Origin of the sequence: Rossellomorea aquimaris, assembly GCF_020172085.1 — a bacterium.
Classification (GTDB): domain Bacteria; phylum Bacillota; class Bacilli; order Bacillales; family Bacillaceae_B; genus Rossellomorea; species Rossellomorea aquimaris_E.
On sequence record NZ_JAIVAT010000003.1, the window covers coordinates 1,072,731 to 1,087,808 of the forward strand.

At 39.5% G+C, this 15,078-nt stretch carries 23 protein-coding genes; 10 read left to right on the forward strand and 13 right to left on the reverse strand.

What is annotated here, in order from left to right; genetic code table 11:
* Positions 1-17: 17 nt before the first annotated feature.
* The 3 genes from LCL96_RS06310 to LCL96_RS06320 are packed head-to-tail and all read right to left on the reverse strand — an operon-like array spanning position 18 to position 1,274.
* Entirely contained in the window at positions 18-332 is a 315-nt protein-coding gene (locus LCL96_RS06310; protein ID WP_224940569.1) for a DMT family transporter, read from the reverse strand.
* Positions 332-676 carry a DMT family transporter gene (locus LCL96_RS06315; protein WP_224940570.1) on the reverse strand — a complete coding sequence of 115 codons (345 nt, stop codon included), beginning with the start codon at positions 674-676 and terminating at the stop codon, positions 332-334. The genes LCL96_RS06310 and LCL96_RS06315 overlap by 1 nt, the downstream gene beginning before the upstream one ends.
* Positions 677-680: 4 nt before the next feature.
* Positions 681-1,274 carry a TetR/AcrR family transcriptional regulator gene (locus LCL96_RS06320; protein WP_224940571.1) on the reverse strand — a complete coding sequence of 198 codons (594 nt, stop codon included), beginning with the start codon at positions 1,272-1,274 and terminating at the stop codon, positions 681-683.
* 168 nt (positions 1,275-1,442) lie between these two features.
* Between LCL96_RS06320 and LCL96_RS06325 the strand changes: the two genes are divergently transcribed.
* The 4 genes from LCL96_RS06325 to LCL96_RS06340 are packed head-to-tail and all read left to right on the forward strand — an operon-like array spanning position 1,443 to position 3,083.
* A complete protein-coding gene (locus LCL96_RS06325; RefSeq protein ID WP_224940572.1) occupies positions 1,443-1,772 on the forward strand; it encodes a hypothetical protein in 330 nt (109 codons plus the stop codon).
* 54 nt (positions 1,773-1,826) lie between these two features.
* Positions 1,827-2,189: an aminoacyl-tRNA hydrolase gene (locus LCL96_RS06330; protein ID WP_224940573.1), complete on the forward strand. Its 363-nt coding sequence runs from the start codon at positions 1,827-1,829 to the stop codon at positions 2,187-2,189.
* Between the two features lie 23 nt (positions 2,190-2,212).
* Positions 2,213-2,557: a VOC family protein gene (locus LCL96_RS06335; RefSeq protein WP_224940574.1), complete on the forward strand. Its 345-nt coding sequence runs from the start codon at positions 2,213-2,215 to the stop codon at positions 2,555-2,557.
* A gap of 55 nt (positions 2,558-2,612) precedes the next feature.
* The gene (locus tag LCL96_RS06340) at positions 2,613-3,083 is read left to right on the forward strand and encodes an NUDIX hydrolase (RefSeq protein ID WP_224940575.1); all 471 of its coding nucleotides are present in this window, start codon (positions 2,613-2,615) and stop codon (positions 3,081-3,083) included.
* Between the two features lie 56 nt (positions 3,084-3,139).
* Here the strand turns inward: LCL96_RS06340 and LCL96_RS06345 are convergent, their stop codons facing one another.
* Together LCL96_RS06345 and LCL96_RS06350 are read right to left on the reverse strand one after the other, a co-directional pair.
* Entirely contained in the window at positions 3,140-3,331 is a 192-nt protein-coding gene (locus LCL96_RS06345) for a hypothetical protein (RefSeq protein ID WP_224940576.1), read from the reverse strand.
* Between the two features lie 464 nt (positions 3,332-3,795).
* A complete protein-coding gene (locus LCL96_RS06350) occupies positions 3,796-3,993 on the reverse strand; it encodes a hypothetical protein (RefSeq protein ID WP_224940577.1) in 198 nt (65 codons plus the stop codon).
* Between the two features lie 130 nt (positions 3,994-4,123).
* Between LCL96_RS06350 and LCL96_RS06355 the strand changes: the two genes are divergently transcribed.
* Together LCL96_RS06355 and LCL96_RS06360 are read left to right on the forward strand one after the other, a co-directional pair.
* Complete coding sequence (locus tag LCL96_RS06355; RefSeq protein WP_224940578.1) at positions 4,124-4,609, forward strand: hypothetical protein; 486 nt, start codon at positions 4,124-4,126, stop codon at positions 4,607-4,609.
* Positions 4,593-5,084: a hypothetical protein gene (locus LCL96_RS06360; RefSeq protein WP_224940579.1), complete on the forward strand. Its 492-nt coding sequence runs from the start codon at positions 4,593-4,595 to the stop codon at positions 5,082-5,084. The genes LCL96_RS06355 and LCL96_RS06360 overlap by 17 nt, the downstream gene beginning before the upstream one ends.
* A gap of 54 nt (positions 5,085-5,138) precedes the next feature.
* Here the strand turns inward: LCL96_RS06360 and LCL96_RS06365 are convergent, their stop codons facing one another.
* Positions 5,139-5,993 carry an STAS domain-containing protein gene (locus LCL96_RS06365; RefSeq protein ID WP_224940580.1) on the reverse strand — a complete coding sequence of 285 codons (855 nt, stop codon included), beginning with the start codon at positions 5,991-5,993 and terminating at the stop codon, positions 5,139-5,141.
* 185 nt (positions 5,994-6,178) lie between these two features.
* Between LCL96_RS06365 and LCL96_RS06370 the strand changes: the two genes are divergently transcribed.
* Both LCL96_RS06370 and LCL96_RS06375 read left to right on the forward strand, forming a co-directional pair.
* Entirely contained in the window at positions 6,179-6,757 is a 579-nt protein-coding gene (locus LCL96_RS06370) for a histidine phosphatase family protein (protein ID WP_224940581.1), read from the forward strand.
* A 98-nt stretch (positions 6,758-6,855) separates the two neighbouring features.
* On the forward strand, positions 6,856-7,245 hold the full coding sequence (locus LCL96_RS06375; RefSeq protein ID WP_224940582.1) for a thiol-disulfide oxidoreductase DCC family protein: 390 nt from the start codon (positions 6,856-6,858) through the stop codon (positions 7,243-7,245).
* Positions 7,246-7,357: 112 nt separating this feature from the next.
* On the opposite strand, the gene LCL96_RS06380 is transcribed toward LCL96_RS06375, so the two are convergent.
* The 6 genes from LCL96_RS06380 to LCL96_RS06405 form a co-directional block, all read right to left on the reverse strand.
* Entirely contained in the window at positions 7,358-7,765 is a 408-nt protein-coding gene (locus LCL96_RS06380) for a secondary thiamine-phosphate synthase enzyme YjbQ (RefSeq protein WP_224940583.1), read from the reverse strand.
* 44 nt (positions 7,766-7,809) lie between these two features.
* The gene (locus LCL96_RS06385) at positions 7,810-8,340 is read right to left on the reverse strand and encodes a 2'-5' RNA ligase family protein (protein ID WP_224940584.1); all 531 of its coding nucleotides are present in this window, start codon (positions 8,338-8,340) and stop codon (positions 7,810-7,812) included.
* A 12-nt stretch (positions 8,341-8,352) separates the two neighbouring features.
* On the reverse strand, positions 8,353-8,646 hold the full coding sequence (locus LCL96_RS06390) for a hypothetical protein (RefSeq protein ID WP_224940585.1): 294 nt from the start codon (positions 8,644-8,646) through the stop codon (positions 8,353-8,355).
* A 72-nt stretch (positions 8,647-8,718) separates the two neighbouring features.
* A complete protein-coding gene (locus tag LCL96_RS06395) occupies positions 8,719-9,447 on the reverse strand; it encodes a LamB/YcsF family protein (RefSeq protein ID WP_224940586.1) in 729 nt (242 codons plus the stop codon).
* Between the two features lie 827 nt (positions 9,448-10,274).
* Complete coding sequence (locus LCL96_RS06400) at positions 10,275-10,451, reverse strand: hypothetical protein (RefSeq protein WP_224940587.1); 177 nt, start codon at positions 10,449-10,451, stop codon at positions 10,275-10,277.
* Between the two features lie 138 nt (positions 10,452-10,589).
* The gene (locus LCL96_RS06405) at positions 10,590-11,810 is read right to left on the reverse strand and encodes an MFS transporter (RefSeq protein ID WP_224940588.1); all 1,221 of its coding nucleotides are present in this window, start codon (positions 11,808-11,810) and stop codon (positions 10,590-10,592) included.
* Positions 11,811-12,158: 348 nt separating this feature from the next.
* On the opposite strand from LCL96_RS06405, the gene LCL96_RS06410 reads away from it, so the two are divergent.
* Positions 12,159-12,839 carry a response regulator transcription factor gene (locus tag LCL96_RS06410; RefSeq protein ID WP_224940589.1) on the forward strand — a complete coding sequence of 227 codons (681 nt, stop codon included), beginning with the start codon at positions 12,159-12,161 and terminating at the stop codon, positions 12,837-12,839.
* Positions 12,836-14,245 carry a HAMP domain-containing histidine kinase gene (locus LCL96_RS06415; RefSeq protein ID WP_224940590.1) on the forward strand — a complete coding sequence of 470 codons (1,410 nt, stop codon included), beginning with the start codon at positions 12,836-12,838 and terminating at the stop codon, positions 14,243-14,245. The genes LCL96_RS06410 and LCL96_RS06415 overlap by 4 nt, the downstream gene beginning before the upstream one ends.
* Positions 14,246-14,258: 13 nt before the next feature.
* Here the strand turns inward: LCL96_RS06415 and LCL96_RS06420 are convergent, their stop codons facing one another.
* Entirely contained in the window at positions 14,259-14,771 is a 513-nt protein-coding gene (locus LCL96_RS06420) for an Hsp20/alpha crystallin family protein (protein ID WP_224940591.1), read from the reverse strand.
* Positions 14,772-15,078: the final 307 nt, after the last annotated feature.

Genomic DNA, 15,078 nt, shown 5'->3' on the forward strand with positions numbered 1-15,078 from the left:
GACAAGATCTTTTCTTCTTAAGATATGAACTTCAACCCAATGATACTGCCAACAATACAGCAGATAAAAAAGAGTCTTTTGCCGTCCTTTCTTTCATGGAAGAACACCATTCCCATGATCACGGCACCGGCAGATCCAATTCCAGTCCAAATTCCATATCCGGTGCTTACTGGAATATCGAGGAGGGACAGTGATAATAAGTAAAAACTCATTGCTCCTGCTGCAAAGCTTATTAGGGATGGAAAGAGCTTCTTATAACCTTCTGAGAGTTTCATGAACGTCACCATGACCACTTCAGAGAACCCTGCAAAAATGAGGAACATCCACGCCATCAGAGAGCACCTCCCGTATCTTTTTCGCCCTTATCACTCATTTTCAATCCGATGACTCCGAAAATGAGTAACGAAATAAATGCAATTTTCAATAGACTTATCCCTTCATTCAAGAAGAACATCCCAACTACAGCAGTGCCTGCTGCGCCGATTCCGGTGAAGACCGCATAGGCAGTCCCAATGGGCAATAATCTCATGGAATGAGAGAAAAAGTAAAAACTCACCAATATGAGGGATGCCGTAATGACACTAGGCACCGGTTTAGTAAATCCTTCTGAAAGGGATAAACCGGTCGCCCATCCTATCTCCAGGATCCCTCCAATGATCACATATAGCCAACCCATGATGCTACTCTCCTTTGTAACTTGATACTCCACGCTCGTATACCTTCCAAGCCGATTGGATTCGTTGCTCGAATATTTCCTTGGTGTAATAGTGATGCTCTAAAAAGACACCGTCAACCAAGCATAAAAACGATGCCACAAATTCATCCTCTGTAATCCCTTGAAACAGGCTCTGTTTAACCCCTTCACGAAAAACAGACACTAATATGGAAGTGGTTACCTTTTCGAAGTGTATAAAGTGCTCCTGTATCAAATCTTTAAATGGTTCTGGAGGAAAGAATGTAACCCTCTTCCACAATAATGCTTCTTTCGTTGTCATCAAACGATGACAGAATAAGTCAAAGAGCTTTCTGATATTTAATAGGGGTTCTTGGTGATTCATTTTTCCTTCAGTCAATCTGTAGGCCGTGACTTCGGATGCAATAAGATCCTCCAAAACTTCCACAAACAAATCCTCTTTACTCCGGAAGTGATTATAAATAGAAGGTTTTTTAATTCCGACCTCTTTGGCGATTTCCGCCAAGGAAGTATCTTCATATCCTTTTTGTCCGAAGTAATCCAGTGCAACGTTCTTTATTCGTTGTTTATTATCATTCAAGTTGAATCATCTCCTATAACTAACTAACGGTCGTTAGTTTCAGTATAAATCCACTATCATCAATTTGCAAGTAGAATTAATTTCCACTTTATAGCGTATTCGAATGTTTAGCTCATCCTTTACATATACTCCCTTGTTGGTTGGAAACGAAAGAAAAGGGGGAGTCTTGTGAAAGTATTCTGGGTGAAAACAACGATCCTGGGAATGTTGGTTTTCATATTGGTGAGTTTAGTGATCATAAAGGTAGTGGAAAGCATCCAACAAGATTGGGTGGTAATCGAAGAAAAATACTTTCCTGAGAGGAAGGGGTTGAATCCTGTAGGCATCAGATCGGGAGAAATACTCGACGTTTCAAAGAGAAATCCATCATGTGCCATGAAATTTGATAATGGTCGTACATTTTCAGTGGACTGTGATGAGTATTTGGACTTTACCGTTGGTGAGAAGGTGAAAATTGTCTCGATTGAAAATAACAAGGTGAAACTAAGGAGGAAGTAAGCGTGTTTGTGGTAGGATAATATCATAGATTAACCAAAAGGGAGGATCACACAAATGGCGAAGGATCTTGTGCAATATTTTATCGTTAATAAGGACCTGAAGATGTCGAAAGGTAAAACGGCTGCGCAGGTGGCGCATGCTGCAACCTTGAGTACACTTTCGTTGATGTCGCAGGATTCACCGTTTCAAGACAAGCAGGCTGACTTTATTGAATGGGTACAAACAGGAATGAAAAAAGTGGTTTTAAAGGGTAAATGGACAGAGCTGAAGAAGATAGAGGAGAAAGGATATTTCAGTATACACGACAGTGGCTTAACGGAGATAAAAGAGGGATCCCTGACCGTTATTGCCCTTCCCCCTATGGAAAAATATGAAGCAAAGGAAATTGTAGGTCATTTGACTCTATTAAAAGATTAACTCTATGTAAGGAGGAAACCTCATTGTTCTCAAAAATCGATACGGTCCATATTCTGGTAAGGGATTTAGAGAAAGCTCATCATTGGTATGAAGAGATATTGGAGTTAGAACAGGTTTTCAATTCAGGAAAGTATTTGGTTTTTAAGATTGGGGTAGGGGAGTCCACCCTTACGATTCAAGCAGGGGAGGTCCGTCCCTCATCCATCAAACCGATATTGTTTTCTGATGCACTGGAGGAAACGCAATTAAAGCTTTTGGAGAAAGGGGTTGAAGTCGGGAAAATTAAAGAGGATGAAGATGTCACATACTTTGAGTTTTATGATTTGGACGGGAATGGTTTTGAAGTGTGCGAGTACATACCGTTATAAAAGATTGTAAACGATTATGGACCATTTCAGTCCTTTTGGGAGATGTGAGTTGTAAATGGGATACATAGAAGAATTAAGAAAAGTGGTCGGGACGCGTCCGCTGATATTGGTCGGTGCGGTAGCCATTATATTAAATGAGAAGGATGAAGTGCTTCTTCAGCAACGAAGGTTTCCAATGGGTACCTGGGGCCTTCCTGGAGGATTGATGGAACTGGCAGAATCGACTGAAGAGACAGCGAGAAGGGAAGTCGTAGAAGAAACGGGTCTACAATTGGGAGAATTACACTTGTTAAACGTATACTCTGGTGCTGATCAATACATTAAAGCAGAAAATGGCGATGAATTCTACGTTGTCACAACCGCCTATTTTACAAACGAATTTCATGGTGAGATGATAGCAGATCCATCAGAATCCATACACCTCACCTTTTATCCATTTGACAGCCTGCCACAAGCCATGGTGGGTAGCCATCGAAATATATTAAATGAATATCAAGAAAGGTTTATAAAGAAAGATGATATTTGAAACTAAAACAGCTGATCAGATGACGTTCTGATCAGCTGTTTATTATAGATAAGCGTTCATTGTATTGTATCTAGATACGCATAATACGCGGCTAGTTTTTCTTTGTTGTTTGCAGCTTTACCGTTACCACTTAATGATTTACCTACCGCAACGTATTCTTTATGGACAGGTAAGACATGAACAGTTACAGCCGGTCGCCCTCTATGCCTGAAATCCTTAGGTACGTGAAGCATTGAAAATCGTTTCATTGGTATGCCTCCTTAAAGGAGAGAGCTATTCTACCCATTTATTACTATTTAAGTAGAATCAAGTGTTGCTTAACGATAACATACTGTAGCATTTGATTCAAATTTCTGATTATTATCTACAATTCAAATCAAAAATAATTGAAAAGTACCCCCAGGAATGACATAATGCATTCGTATTATATAGTAGTGAAGAGAACAAATCATCCGTGTGTCTCATTCTGACATTAACAACCTGGGAGGTATTTATAAGTATGAACATTGATGAAGTACTAGAAGATACCGTAGAACTTGGACAAGAGGATATAAAGCGCCCAATCTATCGCGTTGACATTGATAAACTATTAGAATTAACAAATGATATGTAAGAGAGACTCTAAATAGATTGAGAAAAGGCAAGCCCATCATGTCGGGCTTGCCTTTTCATATTTCAACTGCTTTGAGATCAGTGGCTAACAACAAATAGTTTAGTCATGTCTCTTGTGTTTGTTTAATAATTCCTTCAAAAGATTGATGATGGTTGCTCGTTCACTCTTATCGAAAGATTGGGTCCAGCCGGAGATAAGTTTTTCCTCTTCAGGTGAGAGGTCTCGCTGCAAGCCATCTACAAAAATCTCATTGATTTCATCTTTTGCATACATAGGGTTTACAGGTTCATGTTTCATCGATCTACCTCCTTGATTACTGTTCCTTATTTTCCCTTTTACATCCAATTCAAACATCTTGGTGCTCTCTGAGTGTTATGTATCGGAGAAATTAAGGGAACAATAATGAAAAAAGTAAGAGGAGAATACTATGTCACTTCCTTTCTTTATTTCAGTTTTAATCATCTTAATTTATATCGTTCTATTTATGAAGAAGAAACTTTCATTTACTGCTAATGCCATTCAATTTTTGGTGTTATCCATTATTTCCACTAATTATATAACGATATTGACGTACAATTTAGAGTGGATGAAGGCATCCGAGGATGTCATTCAATTTATCAGCCTGCTGATTAACCGGGAGTGTATTTTACCTCTAGTAGGGGTGATAATGGCAAATGGTAATTTATATTATGTGAAAAGAAGAGATAAAGTGATCTGCTTTCTTTGTCTTTTATTCTTTATCAGCGTATTGGATGTCCTCCATGTTTATTTTCACTCCCTTTCTTACCCGGAGTGGAGTTTGTTGAATACTGTCATTATTAATGGTGTATATCTGCTGATATGTATATGGATGGGGAAAGGGCTCTACCACTTGATGAAGAAGGAGGAGGGAAGAATTGGACAGAATTTATGAAAGATCATTTGATTGGAATGAGTGGTTCATCATCATCAGCGTGATTGGACTTCTGTTGTTGATATGGGTGACTCCAAAGATTTTTTCCTTCCTTGAGGGCTTCAGCTACTTTGTTTATGGAATATCAATCGGAATGTTTTATGATCACACCATCAGTATACCGCCTTGGGACTTTTACGATGTAAATGACAGCTCTGCCTACCAGGGAATTGATTTCGTCAGCTATATTATGTACGGTCCTTATAGCTATTTTTTTATTTATATATACAAAAAGTTGAGGATTAATGGGATCATGAATCTTGCATACATATTGATATGGACCGCTTTCTCCCTTTTGATGGAATGGATTTCAGTGAAAATCGGGATTTTTCACTTCGATAAGGGCTACAAAATGTATTGGTCCATACCGATCTATATGGCTGTTCAGAGTATACAAATCCTGCTCCATCACAAAGTGAAAAAAGACTACTTATAATCTTATTTGTGAAAAAACCCAGAAGCCGTGTCTGACGGAATCTGGGTTTTATAATTATACAGGGAGGACCATTTTATATTGGGTGAACCCTACGTCTTCAAGGGCTTTCTTTAGACTCGCGCTTGTTTTCAAGTCTTCAAACGTAATCCCAAGATTCCCTAATGTATGAGCCACTTCTGGGCGAATTCCGGTTAATACAGATTGTACACCCATCATTTTAAGGGCATTGATGATTTGATAGATATTATGGGAAACCATTGTGTCCATGATAGCAACACCGGAAATATCAATGAATAAAAAATCCAATTGTAATTCAGAACTCTTCCTTAATGCTGTTTCCATGACTGAGCTCGCTCTATGTGTATCGATTTCCCCAATGAGAGGAAGGATGGCAATCTTCTCTGCGATCGGTACAATCGGTGCCGAAAGTTCATCCATTGCGTTATGTATTAACGCAAGCTGATCTTTTTGTTTGGTAAGAAATACTTCGTTCAATAGAAAAGCAATTTCATCCAGTATGGGATTGATTTCTTTATTTACCTGGAGCATAAGGGCAGCGGAAATTTGGTTATCATGCAATTGTTCAGTGAATATGTCCCATATGGCAGTACGGAATGCGGACAACGTTTTTAAAGATTCATTGAGAGGCAGTCCTTTTTCAAGGGCCACTTTTCCAATTCTCCCTGTCCACTCTTTAACTTTCCTGAATGTTTCCACTTTGTCTTCATACAAGGATTGTCCCAGCATTTCAATTAATTGCATACGCCATTCTGTGAGTTGTTCCTTTTTTATTCCAGACAGCTTCAACTGGTCGGAATATCGCTGTTCCTGATAGTGAATGACCCCTTGGGCAATTTCTGATTTATGGGAAACTATTTTTTGTCCCAAATAGAATAATTCGTCTCTCATTTCTTCAGCCAACTCCTTATACTGCATGTTAATTTAAAACTTTCGAAATTATCTTAATTAATGGTAATATAGTATATCATAAAAGTTAGTAAAATAATACTTTCTGATGAACCGTTCACACTGGGACAGTCCCCTGAGTGTAAATGGGGAAGTACACTTTAAATCAAACGGCAGGTGAAGAAGAGATGACACATATATGCTTCGTCCGACACGGACAAACGGATTGGAATCTGAAAGGAAAGTTACAGGGGCAAACCGATATTCCATTAAACGAAACCGGGGAACAACAAGCGGCAATGTGCAGGGAGGCTTTAAAGGCCGATCAATGGGATGCACTAATCACCACTTCGCTGCTGAGAGCGAAGAAAACCGCAGAGATCATCAATGGGGCATTAGACCTGGATATTGTAGAGATGGATCATTTCAAAGAGCGGTTTTTCGGTGAAGGGGAAGGAATGCTTCGTGAAGATCGAGAAAAGCAATTTCCGGACTTTACGTTCCCTAACATGGAATCGTATGAAGAACTTGTAGAGAGAGTGCACAATGGATTAAGAAATATTCTTCAACAATTTCCGGATAAAAAGGTTCTGGTCGTCGCTCATGGAGCCGTCATAAGTGCCATCATTCGGGAGTTCCATAAAGATGCGACTGATCTTGGCCATGTAAAACTCATGAATGGATGCCTCACTGATCTCCATTTTGAAAAAGGCGAATGGATTGTCCGATCCTTTAATAGGGCAGGACACTTATCAGAACATGTATAATAGAATCCGAACCACGGGAAAGTGTATTTCTTGATCATTCTTTATGAAGGTATAAAAGTATAAGGGATCGATATTAAATTAGGACAAGGGTTGGTGACATGCAGGTAATATTATTTGATGGCATATGTAATTTTTGCAATAATAGCGTCCGATTCATCATTGATCGCGATCCTGAGGGGACGTTTCGATTTGCCTCGCTACAAAGCAGGTTTGGGCAGGAATTATTAGAAAAGCATAACATTCCTAAAACGACAGACAGCTTCGTATTGGTGGAAGAACACCATGCATTTATCGAATCGACAGCAGCCCTGAAGGTTTGTACGAGACTAGTATGGCCATGGAGGGTGTTGAGTGTTTTTCTCATTATTCCCAAACCTTTGAGAGATAAGTTGTATAGGGTGGTTGCAAGAAATAGATACAAGTGGTTCGGTAAACAGGAATTTTGTATGCTCCCTTCCGAAAACATTCGTAATCGCTTTTTAGAATAAGGTTATTTGTCATGGGTAAATGAAATCGTACCCGATAAAATAGGATGTTGAGAAGTCTGTAGACTTCTCAACATCCTTCATTACCAGTAGACTCGAGGCAGGATACTAAGGTTTAATCAGAAGGAATAACTTTAACGGTCACTTTCCTTCTTGAACGTGGACCATCGAATTCACAAAGGTATATCCCCTGCCACGTTCCAAGTATTAGGTGACCATCCGAAACGATGAGCGTTTGAGAATGGCCGACGGTACTCGTTTTCATATGCGCCGCTGTATTCCCTTCACCATGTAGATCGGAAGGATGATGCCAAGGATATACTTCATCTAACCGCCTGAGAAAGTCGGTTTTCACATCAGGGTCGGCATTTTCATTTACTGTGATACCGGCTGTTGTGTGTAGTGATTGCACTACTGCAAGACCTTCTTTCATTCCTGAAAGGTAAATGATATCTTGTACATAATCCGTAATGTCGATCATTTCATCACGCTTTTTAGTATCGATCGTGAGTGTTTTATTCATATATATCCCTCATTTCATGTAAGACCTATTCGTTTACATTCCTCTTAGAGCTGAAGTTGAAACCTGTTTTCGTTAAGTCGTACCCTGCCGATGATATGGGCAACTTCGTCCGCTCCAATTTCTTCTACGACAATTTCCTTTACAACGGTTTGAAAGTTTTCTGCCCAATCCTTATAGTCCTCAACGACGGCAGTCCATTTTTCCCGATCCGCGAGCCTTCCTAGAGTCATATGGGGGATGTATGTAATATGAACATTCCGAAAAGAGGACAGAATTCCTTTGTATAATTCATCGTGTAAATGTATAAGTGGATCGTTTCCCTGTTTAACATTCAAGAATAAATATTCTTCATCAGATCCAGTCATGCCATTCATAGTAAGGCTGAACGGAGAAAAGAGGTTCGCAACTGATTCAACATGCTGAATCAGTTCCTTTTGGGGTATGCATGAATCAAATGGGAAAACGAGTGTGATATGGGGAGGGATTTTGTTTGATAGTGGATCGTATCTCTTTCTGATTTCCTGTATTTTGTTAGGTGTATGAAATGTAGGAAAGATATGAATGGCCCTTTTCATCTATTTGCTCCTTTATTGACAAGTGGATTCCTGATTTTCAAGGATTGTGTAATCTTCACGTTTGAATGATGCGTTGAAGCATTTTCCCTCGGTCGTTTTATAAAGAGCCCTATAGATTTTGTTCTTGCTGGTTGTAGTATGAGTCTGAATGATTCCAACTATGGTTGCCTGGGGGGCAACTTTGTGTATCGCTGATTCAATACCGGAATGCAACATGACCCGTTTGTATGAGTAAACGAAAATGACGAATGCTACGAGAAAGATGAACCCCCACCTTAATCCCGTTAAAAGTGCTGTCTTGTTCATATAGAACCTCCATCTCCCTCACTGATTTACCTTCTTTCAAGGGTATGAAACAGAGCGGATGATCGCCCTGTTTCATACCCTTAACTTATTAAATAAACGTTTAGCGAGAGATAAGGCCGCTTCATTATCCCCGTGCAGACAAACCGTGTCTGCAAGGATGGAAACAATCTTCCCATCGATTGACACCACTTCCTGTTTTTCCACCATTCGAAGGACTTGCTCTTCCACTTCCTTCTCATTATGTAGTACGGCATTTGGAAGAGAGCGTGGAGTTAATGTACCATCGGATTGATAGGATCGATCTGCAAAAACTTCATGAGCGACGTGTAAGCCGATTTCTTCGCCGGCTCTCGTGAGTTCGCTTTGTGATAATCCGAATAGAGTCAGGGTAGGGTCTATGTCGTATACGGCTTCAGCAATCGATTTAGCAAGTGTGAAATCCTTGGCAGCCATATTGTATAAAGCTCCATGAGGCTTTACATGTGATAGCTTCCCACCCTGTGCCTTTACAAAACCGTTGAGTGCACCAATCTGATATTGGATGAAAGCATAGGCCTCCTCAGGTGAGATGTGCATCATTCTTCTACCAAATCCCTGAAGATCGGGTAACCCCGGGTGTGCGCCAATGTTTACATGATGCTTCAGTGCATTTGTAACGGTTTGTTTCATAACAAGGGGATCACCTGCATGAAAGCCGCATGCAATGTTAACTGACGTAACATAATTCATCATTTCTTCATCTTTACCGACCGTATATGTACCAAAACTTTCTCCTAAATCACAATTTAAATCGATTTTCATTTTTTCATCCTTTCAACCATAAGATGTATTGTAACATTCTGAATTCTTATTTATCATAACATAAAACCTGCTTAGCTGTTTAATTGTTGATAGACTTCCTCCTAGATCGAATATATTCTCATCAAATTTTAATCTTGTTTTAATAGAGTTCACTTTTTCGGGCGATACAATGAATCTTGCTTATGAATAAGGATTTATCACTCCCTAAACAGAATGAAAGTGGGGTAGCTTTCTGATCTGTTTAAATCTTTATTATGTAAGACCCATTCTAATTTCTTTCCTTTGAAGACAAAAGCCTTGCTGAAGCTTTTGTCTTCTTTTTTTTGCACGATTATTTCGCTGAGAGTGACTTTACTAATGACTGTTTTCGTAAACATTATTGTTTAGGGAGGTAAGGAGTTGTGGTTGATTTCCCTCCAATCAACTTTCCCAGCAAAAATGTTTCAGTATAATCGGGTACGGTTCAGGATACTTACACCATCTCTTTTTCTAGTAGTTGCAGAGATCAATTATAGTTAATAGTACTAATTCTCTTTCTTAACTATTTATAGAATTTTTTTGTTCTGTCAACACTTGCTGCTTTAAAGGGTGAAGGGAACTGCGGAGACTCAAACGGGCGTGGCGAGACCCCGGAAGCTGTCTTTGCTGAGGAGGATCGGCCGAACGTCAGTGGAAGAATAACAACAATTTTTGCGGAAAAAGCCTTATTAATAAAGGACAAATGATTGCCAAAACTGTATCAGGAAGGGAAACGGTGGATTAAAAGATCGTAATCTTTCAATGAAAAAGGACAGAGAAATTAATTCTCTGTCCGTCATGTAGACACGTTATTGGGGATGATGAAGCTTTAATTTCACTTTATAATACCATTCTTTCATTTTCCCTTCATTTTTATCCCTTTTGGATGGATCGTCCATGATCTTTGACCGTAAAAAATAATACACCATTTCTTCCGCTAGGATGAGCAGGATAAAGAAAGATACGATTACAATGAGCAACGTCATACAGATTCCCCCTTTTGCATCTCTTCCATATTTATGGTTATATCTACCACAATATGAAAAAACATAAACCATGAACGATTGGGGGGTAAGCTGATAAACCTTATAAAAAAACGGAACCGACCATGGCCCCGTTTTTTGTCATGCCTTTTTCGGTGATAATGAAGGTGTCTGAGAGACAGGAGTCTTAATGAAAAAGATACCAACAAGACTTGAGAAGATACTGAGACTGATAAAAATAATAAAAATGGTCATTGGTTCAATGAGTGCCACGATAGGAGGTCCCAAAGCGACACCAGTGAACCTCATGGAACTGTAAATAGACGTTATTGTGCCACGATGTTCCTTTTCGATACCTTCTGTGATCAATGCATCCAGACAAGGCAAAGCTGCCCCCATACCGATACCTGCAATGGAAAAGATGGTTATGATGATCCATTTTCCTTCACTAAATAATAAAGGAATGAACGCAACCGAGCTCATCAGGGTCCCTAATACAATCACCCACTTCATTATACCCTTGCTTTTTCCAATCCATTTTCCTGTGATATAGGATGTCAAACATAAAAAAAGAAGGGGAATGGCCAGATAAAACCCTTTCATGACTCCATTGATGCTATAAGCCTGTTCCAGTAAGGTTGACAAATAATATAGAAATCCAAAAAGTATGAACATAGAAAGAATGCCGATGATGAAAATTCCGAATATCCATTTCCTTTCCTTAACAAGAAGGACTTTCACTTCATGTGTGAACTCTTTGATGGTCTGCTTTGTATCTTCCCCTTTAATAGGAGGTACTTTGACAAAGTACAGAATGAGAACAATTGAAATGGCAGAAAAGACTGGAATGGAAAAGAAGGGAATAAACCAAATCCATGCAGCAAATAATGCGCCTAATACCGGGCTCAATACCTTCCCGAACGTGTTGGATGTTTCAATGAGTCCAAGCCCCTTGGTGATCTGATCATCCTCGTCATACAAATCACCAACTGTGGGAATAACTACCGGGAAGGCTCCCGCAGCACCAATTCCTTGAATGATCCTTCCGACGATGATAAAGAGATAAGCATTTGAACCATAAATCGACGCAAAACCACATAGGAGACCACCAATTCCAGCTATGACCAGACTGGGTATCAAAATTTTCTTCCTACCGAAGCGATCAGACAAGAATCCCGCTATGGGAATGCACAGGATGGCAATAATGGAATAGACAGTGATGATCAGGCTGGATTGAAAACCAGTTATGGTTAATTCTTTCTCCAATTGAGGAAGAACAGGAATTAACATGGAATTTCCAAGGGTCATTACTAAAGGAATAGATGATAATGCAAACAAATCTAACGTTTTCTTGCTATCCATTTCGTGCACCTCATTCTTATTTATACACAGCTAATTTTCCTCAACGGGAGTGTTTTCATACCACCATTTTAAATTGATTGTAATTTTATTATGTAAACCTAAGAATCTCTTAATGAAAATTCACCCTTTTCTCATTCTATTTTAATGATGGTGGAGGAAAATCAAAGTAATGATAAAAGGGAGGTTAGAACCATGTGGATTCGAATTATTCCTATATTATTTTTCAGTTTTACTGCCGTTACATTAATGACTTATCAAGGTATTGAAATATTCCATGCCCTTAATGATTTTATTTTTAATAAAACTAAATTAAAATAAGGTGTAATAAGCATTTGAGCAGGTGATTGTGTGAAAAGGATCTTAGTCATTGAAGATGAGAAGAATCTATCCAGGTTTATCGAATTGGAACTCAAATATGAAGGGTATGATGTAGGTCTCGCCTTCGACGGGAGGGATGGCCTGGAACAGGCTCTTGAAGAGGAATGGGACATCATATTGTTGGACTTGATGCTTCCCGGTTTGAATGGTCTGGAGGTATGCAGGCGGATACGTCAAGTGAAATCCATTCCAATTCTAATGATAACGGCAAGGGATAGCGTGATGGACCGTGTATCGGGACTAGACAGCGGTGCGGACGATTATATTGTCAAACCGTTTGCCATCGAAGAGTTATTAGCAAGACTCAGGGCCGTTTTCAGACGTGCTATAAAAGAGGAAACGGTTGTTACCCAGACTACTTTTCATTTCCGGGATATCACCGTACACAAAGAATCCAGGCAGGTTTTTAAGCTTGAAGAAGAAATTGAGGTGACGAAAAGGGAATATGACCTTTTACTCGCCTTTTTAGAGAATAAGAATATTGTGTTGACCCGGGAAGTTTTATTGAACAAAGTATGGGGATACGATACTGAAGTAGAAACGAATGTTGTGGATGTTTACGTCAGGTACTTAAGGAATAAAATTGATTCACCAGACGAAGAGAGCTATATCCAAACCGTACGTGGAACGGGTTATGTGATGAGGACATGAATACACACTTCCATCGTTTAAAGCCTTCATCCCTTAAGGTGAAGTGGGCTATGGCTGCCGGTTCAGCCATATTCCTTGCTTTTTTCTTGTTCAGTTTCTTTCAATATCACGCCATTAATAAGTGGATGCTAGATGAGGAGGAAAACAATTTTGGCCGGGTTTTGGATGAAATCAACGTGTTCTTTAAACAAAGGGGCCAAAATATTCAAGTTCAGGATATTTATGATAGCCGGGATTTGATGAAACAAATTGCAGAAAAAGACCAGACAATACGGATTTTGGATCGTCAAGGAAATCAAGAATTGGAAATCAAAGGAGAGAATGAAACATCCTTTTATGTTCCGTTTCAACCTGTCCACGATAAATCTGTAACACTGATTGAATCTGAGGGAAAGAAAATGCTTATTGGACGCTCCCCGATTCAATCCAGCCGATTTAATGGGTTTGTAGAAATCATACAACCATTGAACCGCTATGAAAAGATTATGAAAAACCTTTTCTGGATGATGACCATTACAGGGATTTTGGCACTTCTGATCAGTGCAGTCGTTGGCTATTATATGGCTAAAAGATTTGTACGTCCCCTGAACAAGCTTTCTGAAACGATGAGATCGATTGAAAGAAAAGGGTTTCACGAACGAGTCGAAATTGTAAAGGCGCATGATGAAATCAGTGATTTGTCCCAGATTTTCAATAAAATGATGAGTCAGATCGAAAAATCCTTTCAGCAGCAACAACAATTCGTGGAAGATGCTTCCCATGAATTGAGAACCCCCATTCAGGTACTCGAAGGGCATCTTGCGTTATTGAACAGATGGGGAAAAAAGGATCCAACCATCCTGGAAGAATCCCTGCAAGTGTCCTTGGAAGAATTGGAAAGGGTTAAGCGGCTGGTAGGTGAATTGCTGGAGCTTTCCAGGGCGGATCGGGAGAAGTTCGATTTGGAAAACGCACGGGCAAATGTCCAGAAAGTAGTGGACAAAGTGATAAGGGACTTTCGGTTCCTTCATAAGGAATATACATTCTCTTCCTTTGATGAGTTAAATCGGGAAGCTGTGGTGACTATCATGCCACGGCACCTTGAGCAGATCATGATTATTCTGCTGGATAACGCAGTCAAGTATTCTGATGAGAATTCAACTATAGAAGTGAAGATGATGGAGCATCAAGGGGAAGTGATGATCGAGGTAAAGGATGAGGGAATCGGTATCCCTGAAGAAGATCTTCCAAAAGTCTTCGATCGTTTTTATCGTGTAGATAAAGCGAGAAGCAGGGAGAAGGGTGGATATGGACTTGGTTTGGCCATTGCATCAAAGCTCATCCAGAACTATGACGGTGAAATCACGGCCTTGAGAAACCAACCTGATGGAACCATCATACGGATTTCCCTTAGATATGCCCATTAACATTTCAGACGTCTCAGTACTTTTCTGAGACGTCTATTTCTGTGTACTGCATATCAATGCTTTTAGGGATTTTCAGTTCCAGGATACCTTCCCTGAATTGAGCCACAGCCCCTTTTTTCTTTACTAAACAAGGAAGAGTGATCACTTGTCTTTCTTCATTCCCCGGAATGTTCTCTATGATGGCCTGATTGGACGTGTGGAATATTTTTAAATTCTTCATCCATTCCTCGTTTGGAATGTGAAAACGGATATAGATGTCTTCAAATGTTTCAAAGACACTGGCAGGAATGGCAGAAGGAGAACGTTCATCTTCCTTCGGTTTGTTTTTCTGCCCATGATTCCCCATCGGATTCATAAAGGACTGAGCCCCGTTCATCATTTCATTCGGATTCATCATGCTTTCCCATCCGCCCGGGAACATATTTTTCATCATTCCTTGTATATAGGAATCCATTTCTTTCGGGTTCATTTGGTTCATTTGGTCTTTCATCCCTTTATTGAAAGGAAATAAACTCCATGGGAACATGTGAACCACCTCACTTTAAACAGTATTGGTGAGTTTCTTTCTTGTTACATCCTATGCAATGGGTGGGCGATGAGTTCATTTTAAGGGGATGACGAAAAATCTGTATCTATTACTCTATAAACATATTACTAAATAAAAAATCATCAAAATTAACAAAAAATATTTGGTTTTTTTAGGTAACAGTAGTAAGATGGTTTATGAAAAAAGCACACTCAAAAAGGGATACAAGAAGGTGAATGAGAAAGCGCTTAATAAAATGTTATTTCAGAATAGTCGATTTAAGAAGAGGTTTCCCAAAGATTTATTA

Excerpts from the sequence above, each read along its gene's own strand:
- LCL96_RS06310 (WP_224940569.1), bottom strand. The coding sequence starts at position 332 with ATGGCGTGGATGTTCCTCATTTTTGCAGGGTTCTCTGAAGTGGTCATG.
- LCL96_RS06315 (WP_224940570.1), bottom strand. The coding sequence starts at position 676 with ATGGGTTGGCTATATGTGATCATTGGAGGGATCCTGGAGATAGGATGG.
- LCL96_RS06330 (WP_224940573.1), top strand. The coding sequence starts at position 1,827 with ATGGCGAAGGATCTTGTGCAATATTTTATCGTTAATAAGGACCTGAAG.
- LCL96_RS06340 (WP_224940575.1), top strand. The coding sequence starts at position 2,613 with ATGGGATACATAGAAGAATTAAGAAAAGTGGTCGGGACGCGTCCGCTG.
- LCL96_RS06345 (WP_224940576.1), bottom strand. The coding sequence starts at position 3,331 with ATGAAACGATTTTCAATGCTTCACGTACCTAAGGATTTCAGGCATAGA.
- LCL96_RS06350 (WP_224940577.1), bottom strand. The coding sequence starts at position 3,993 with ATGAAACATGAACCTGTAAACCCTATGTATGCAAAAGATGAAATCAAT.
- LCL96_RS06355 (WP_224940578.1), top strand. The coding sequence starts at position 4,124 with ATGTCACTTCCTTTCTTTATTTCAGTTTTAATCATCTTAATTTATATC.
- LCL96_RS06365 (WP_224940580.1), bottom strand. The coding sequence starts at position 5,993 with ATGAGAGACGAATTATTCTATTTGGGACAAAAAATAGTTTCCCATAAA.
- LCL96_RS06370 (WP_224940581.1), top strand. The coding sequence starts at position 6,179 with ATGACACATATATGCTTCGTCCGACACGGACAAACGGATTGGAATCTG.
- LCL96_RS06375 (WP_224940582.1), top strand. The coding sequence starts at position 6,856 with ATGCAGGTAATATTATTTGATGGCATATGTAATTTTTGCAATAATAGC.
- LCL96_RS06380 (WP_224940583.1), bottom strand. The coding sequence starts at position 7,765 with ATGAATAAAACACTCACGATCGATACTAAAAAGCGTGATGAAATGATC.
- LCL96_RS06385 (WP_224940584.1), bottom strand. The coding sequence starts at position 8,340 with ATGAAAAGGGCCATTCATATCTTTCCTACATTTCATACACCTAACAAA.
- LCL96_RS06390 (WP_224940585.1), bottom strand. The coding sequence starts at position 8,646 with ATGAACAAGACAGCACTTTTAACGGGATTAAGGTGGGGGTTCATCTTT.
- LCL96_RS06395 (WP_224940586.1), bottom strand. The coding sequence starts at position 9,447 with ATGAAAATCGATTTAAATTGTGATTTAGGAGAAAGTTTTGGTACATAT.
- LCL96_RS06400 (WP_224940587.1), bottom strand. The coding sequence starts at position 10,451 with ATGACGTTGCTCATTGTAATCGTATCTTTCTTTATCCTGCTCATCCTA.
- LCL96_RS06405 (WP_224940588.1), bottom strand. The coding sequence starts at position 11,810 with ATGGATAGCAAGAAAACGTTAGATTTGTTTGCATTATCATCTATTCCT.
- LCL96_RS06415 (WP_224940590.1), top strand. The coding sequence starts at position 12,836 with ATGAATACACACTTCCATCGTTTAAAGCCTTCATCCCTTAAGGTGAAG.
- LCL96_RS06420 (WP_224940591.1), bottom strand. The coding sequence starts at position 14,771 with ATGTTCCCATGGAGTTTATTTCCTTTCAATAAAGGGATGAAAGACCAA.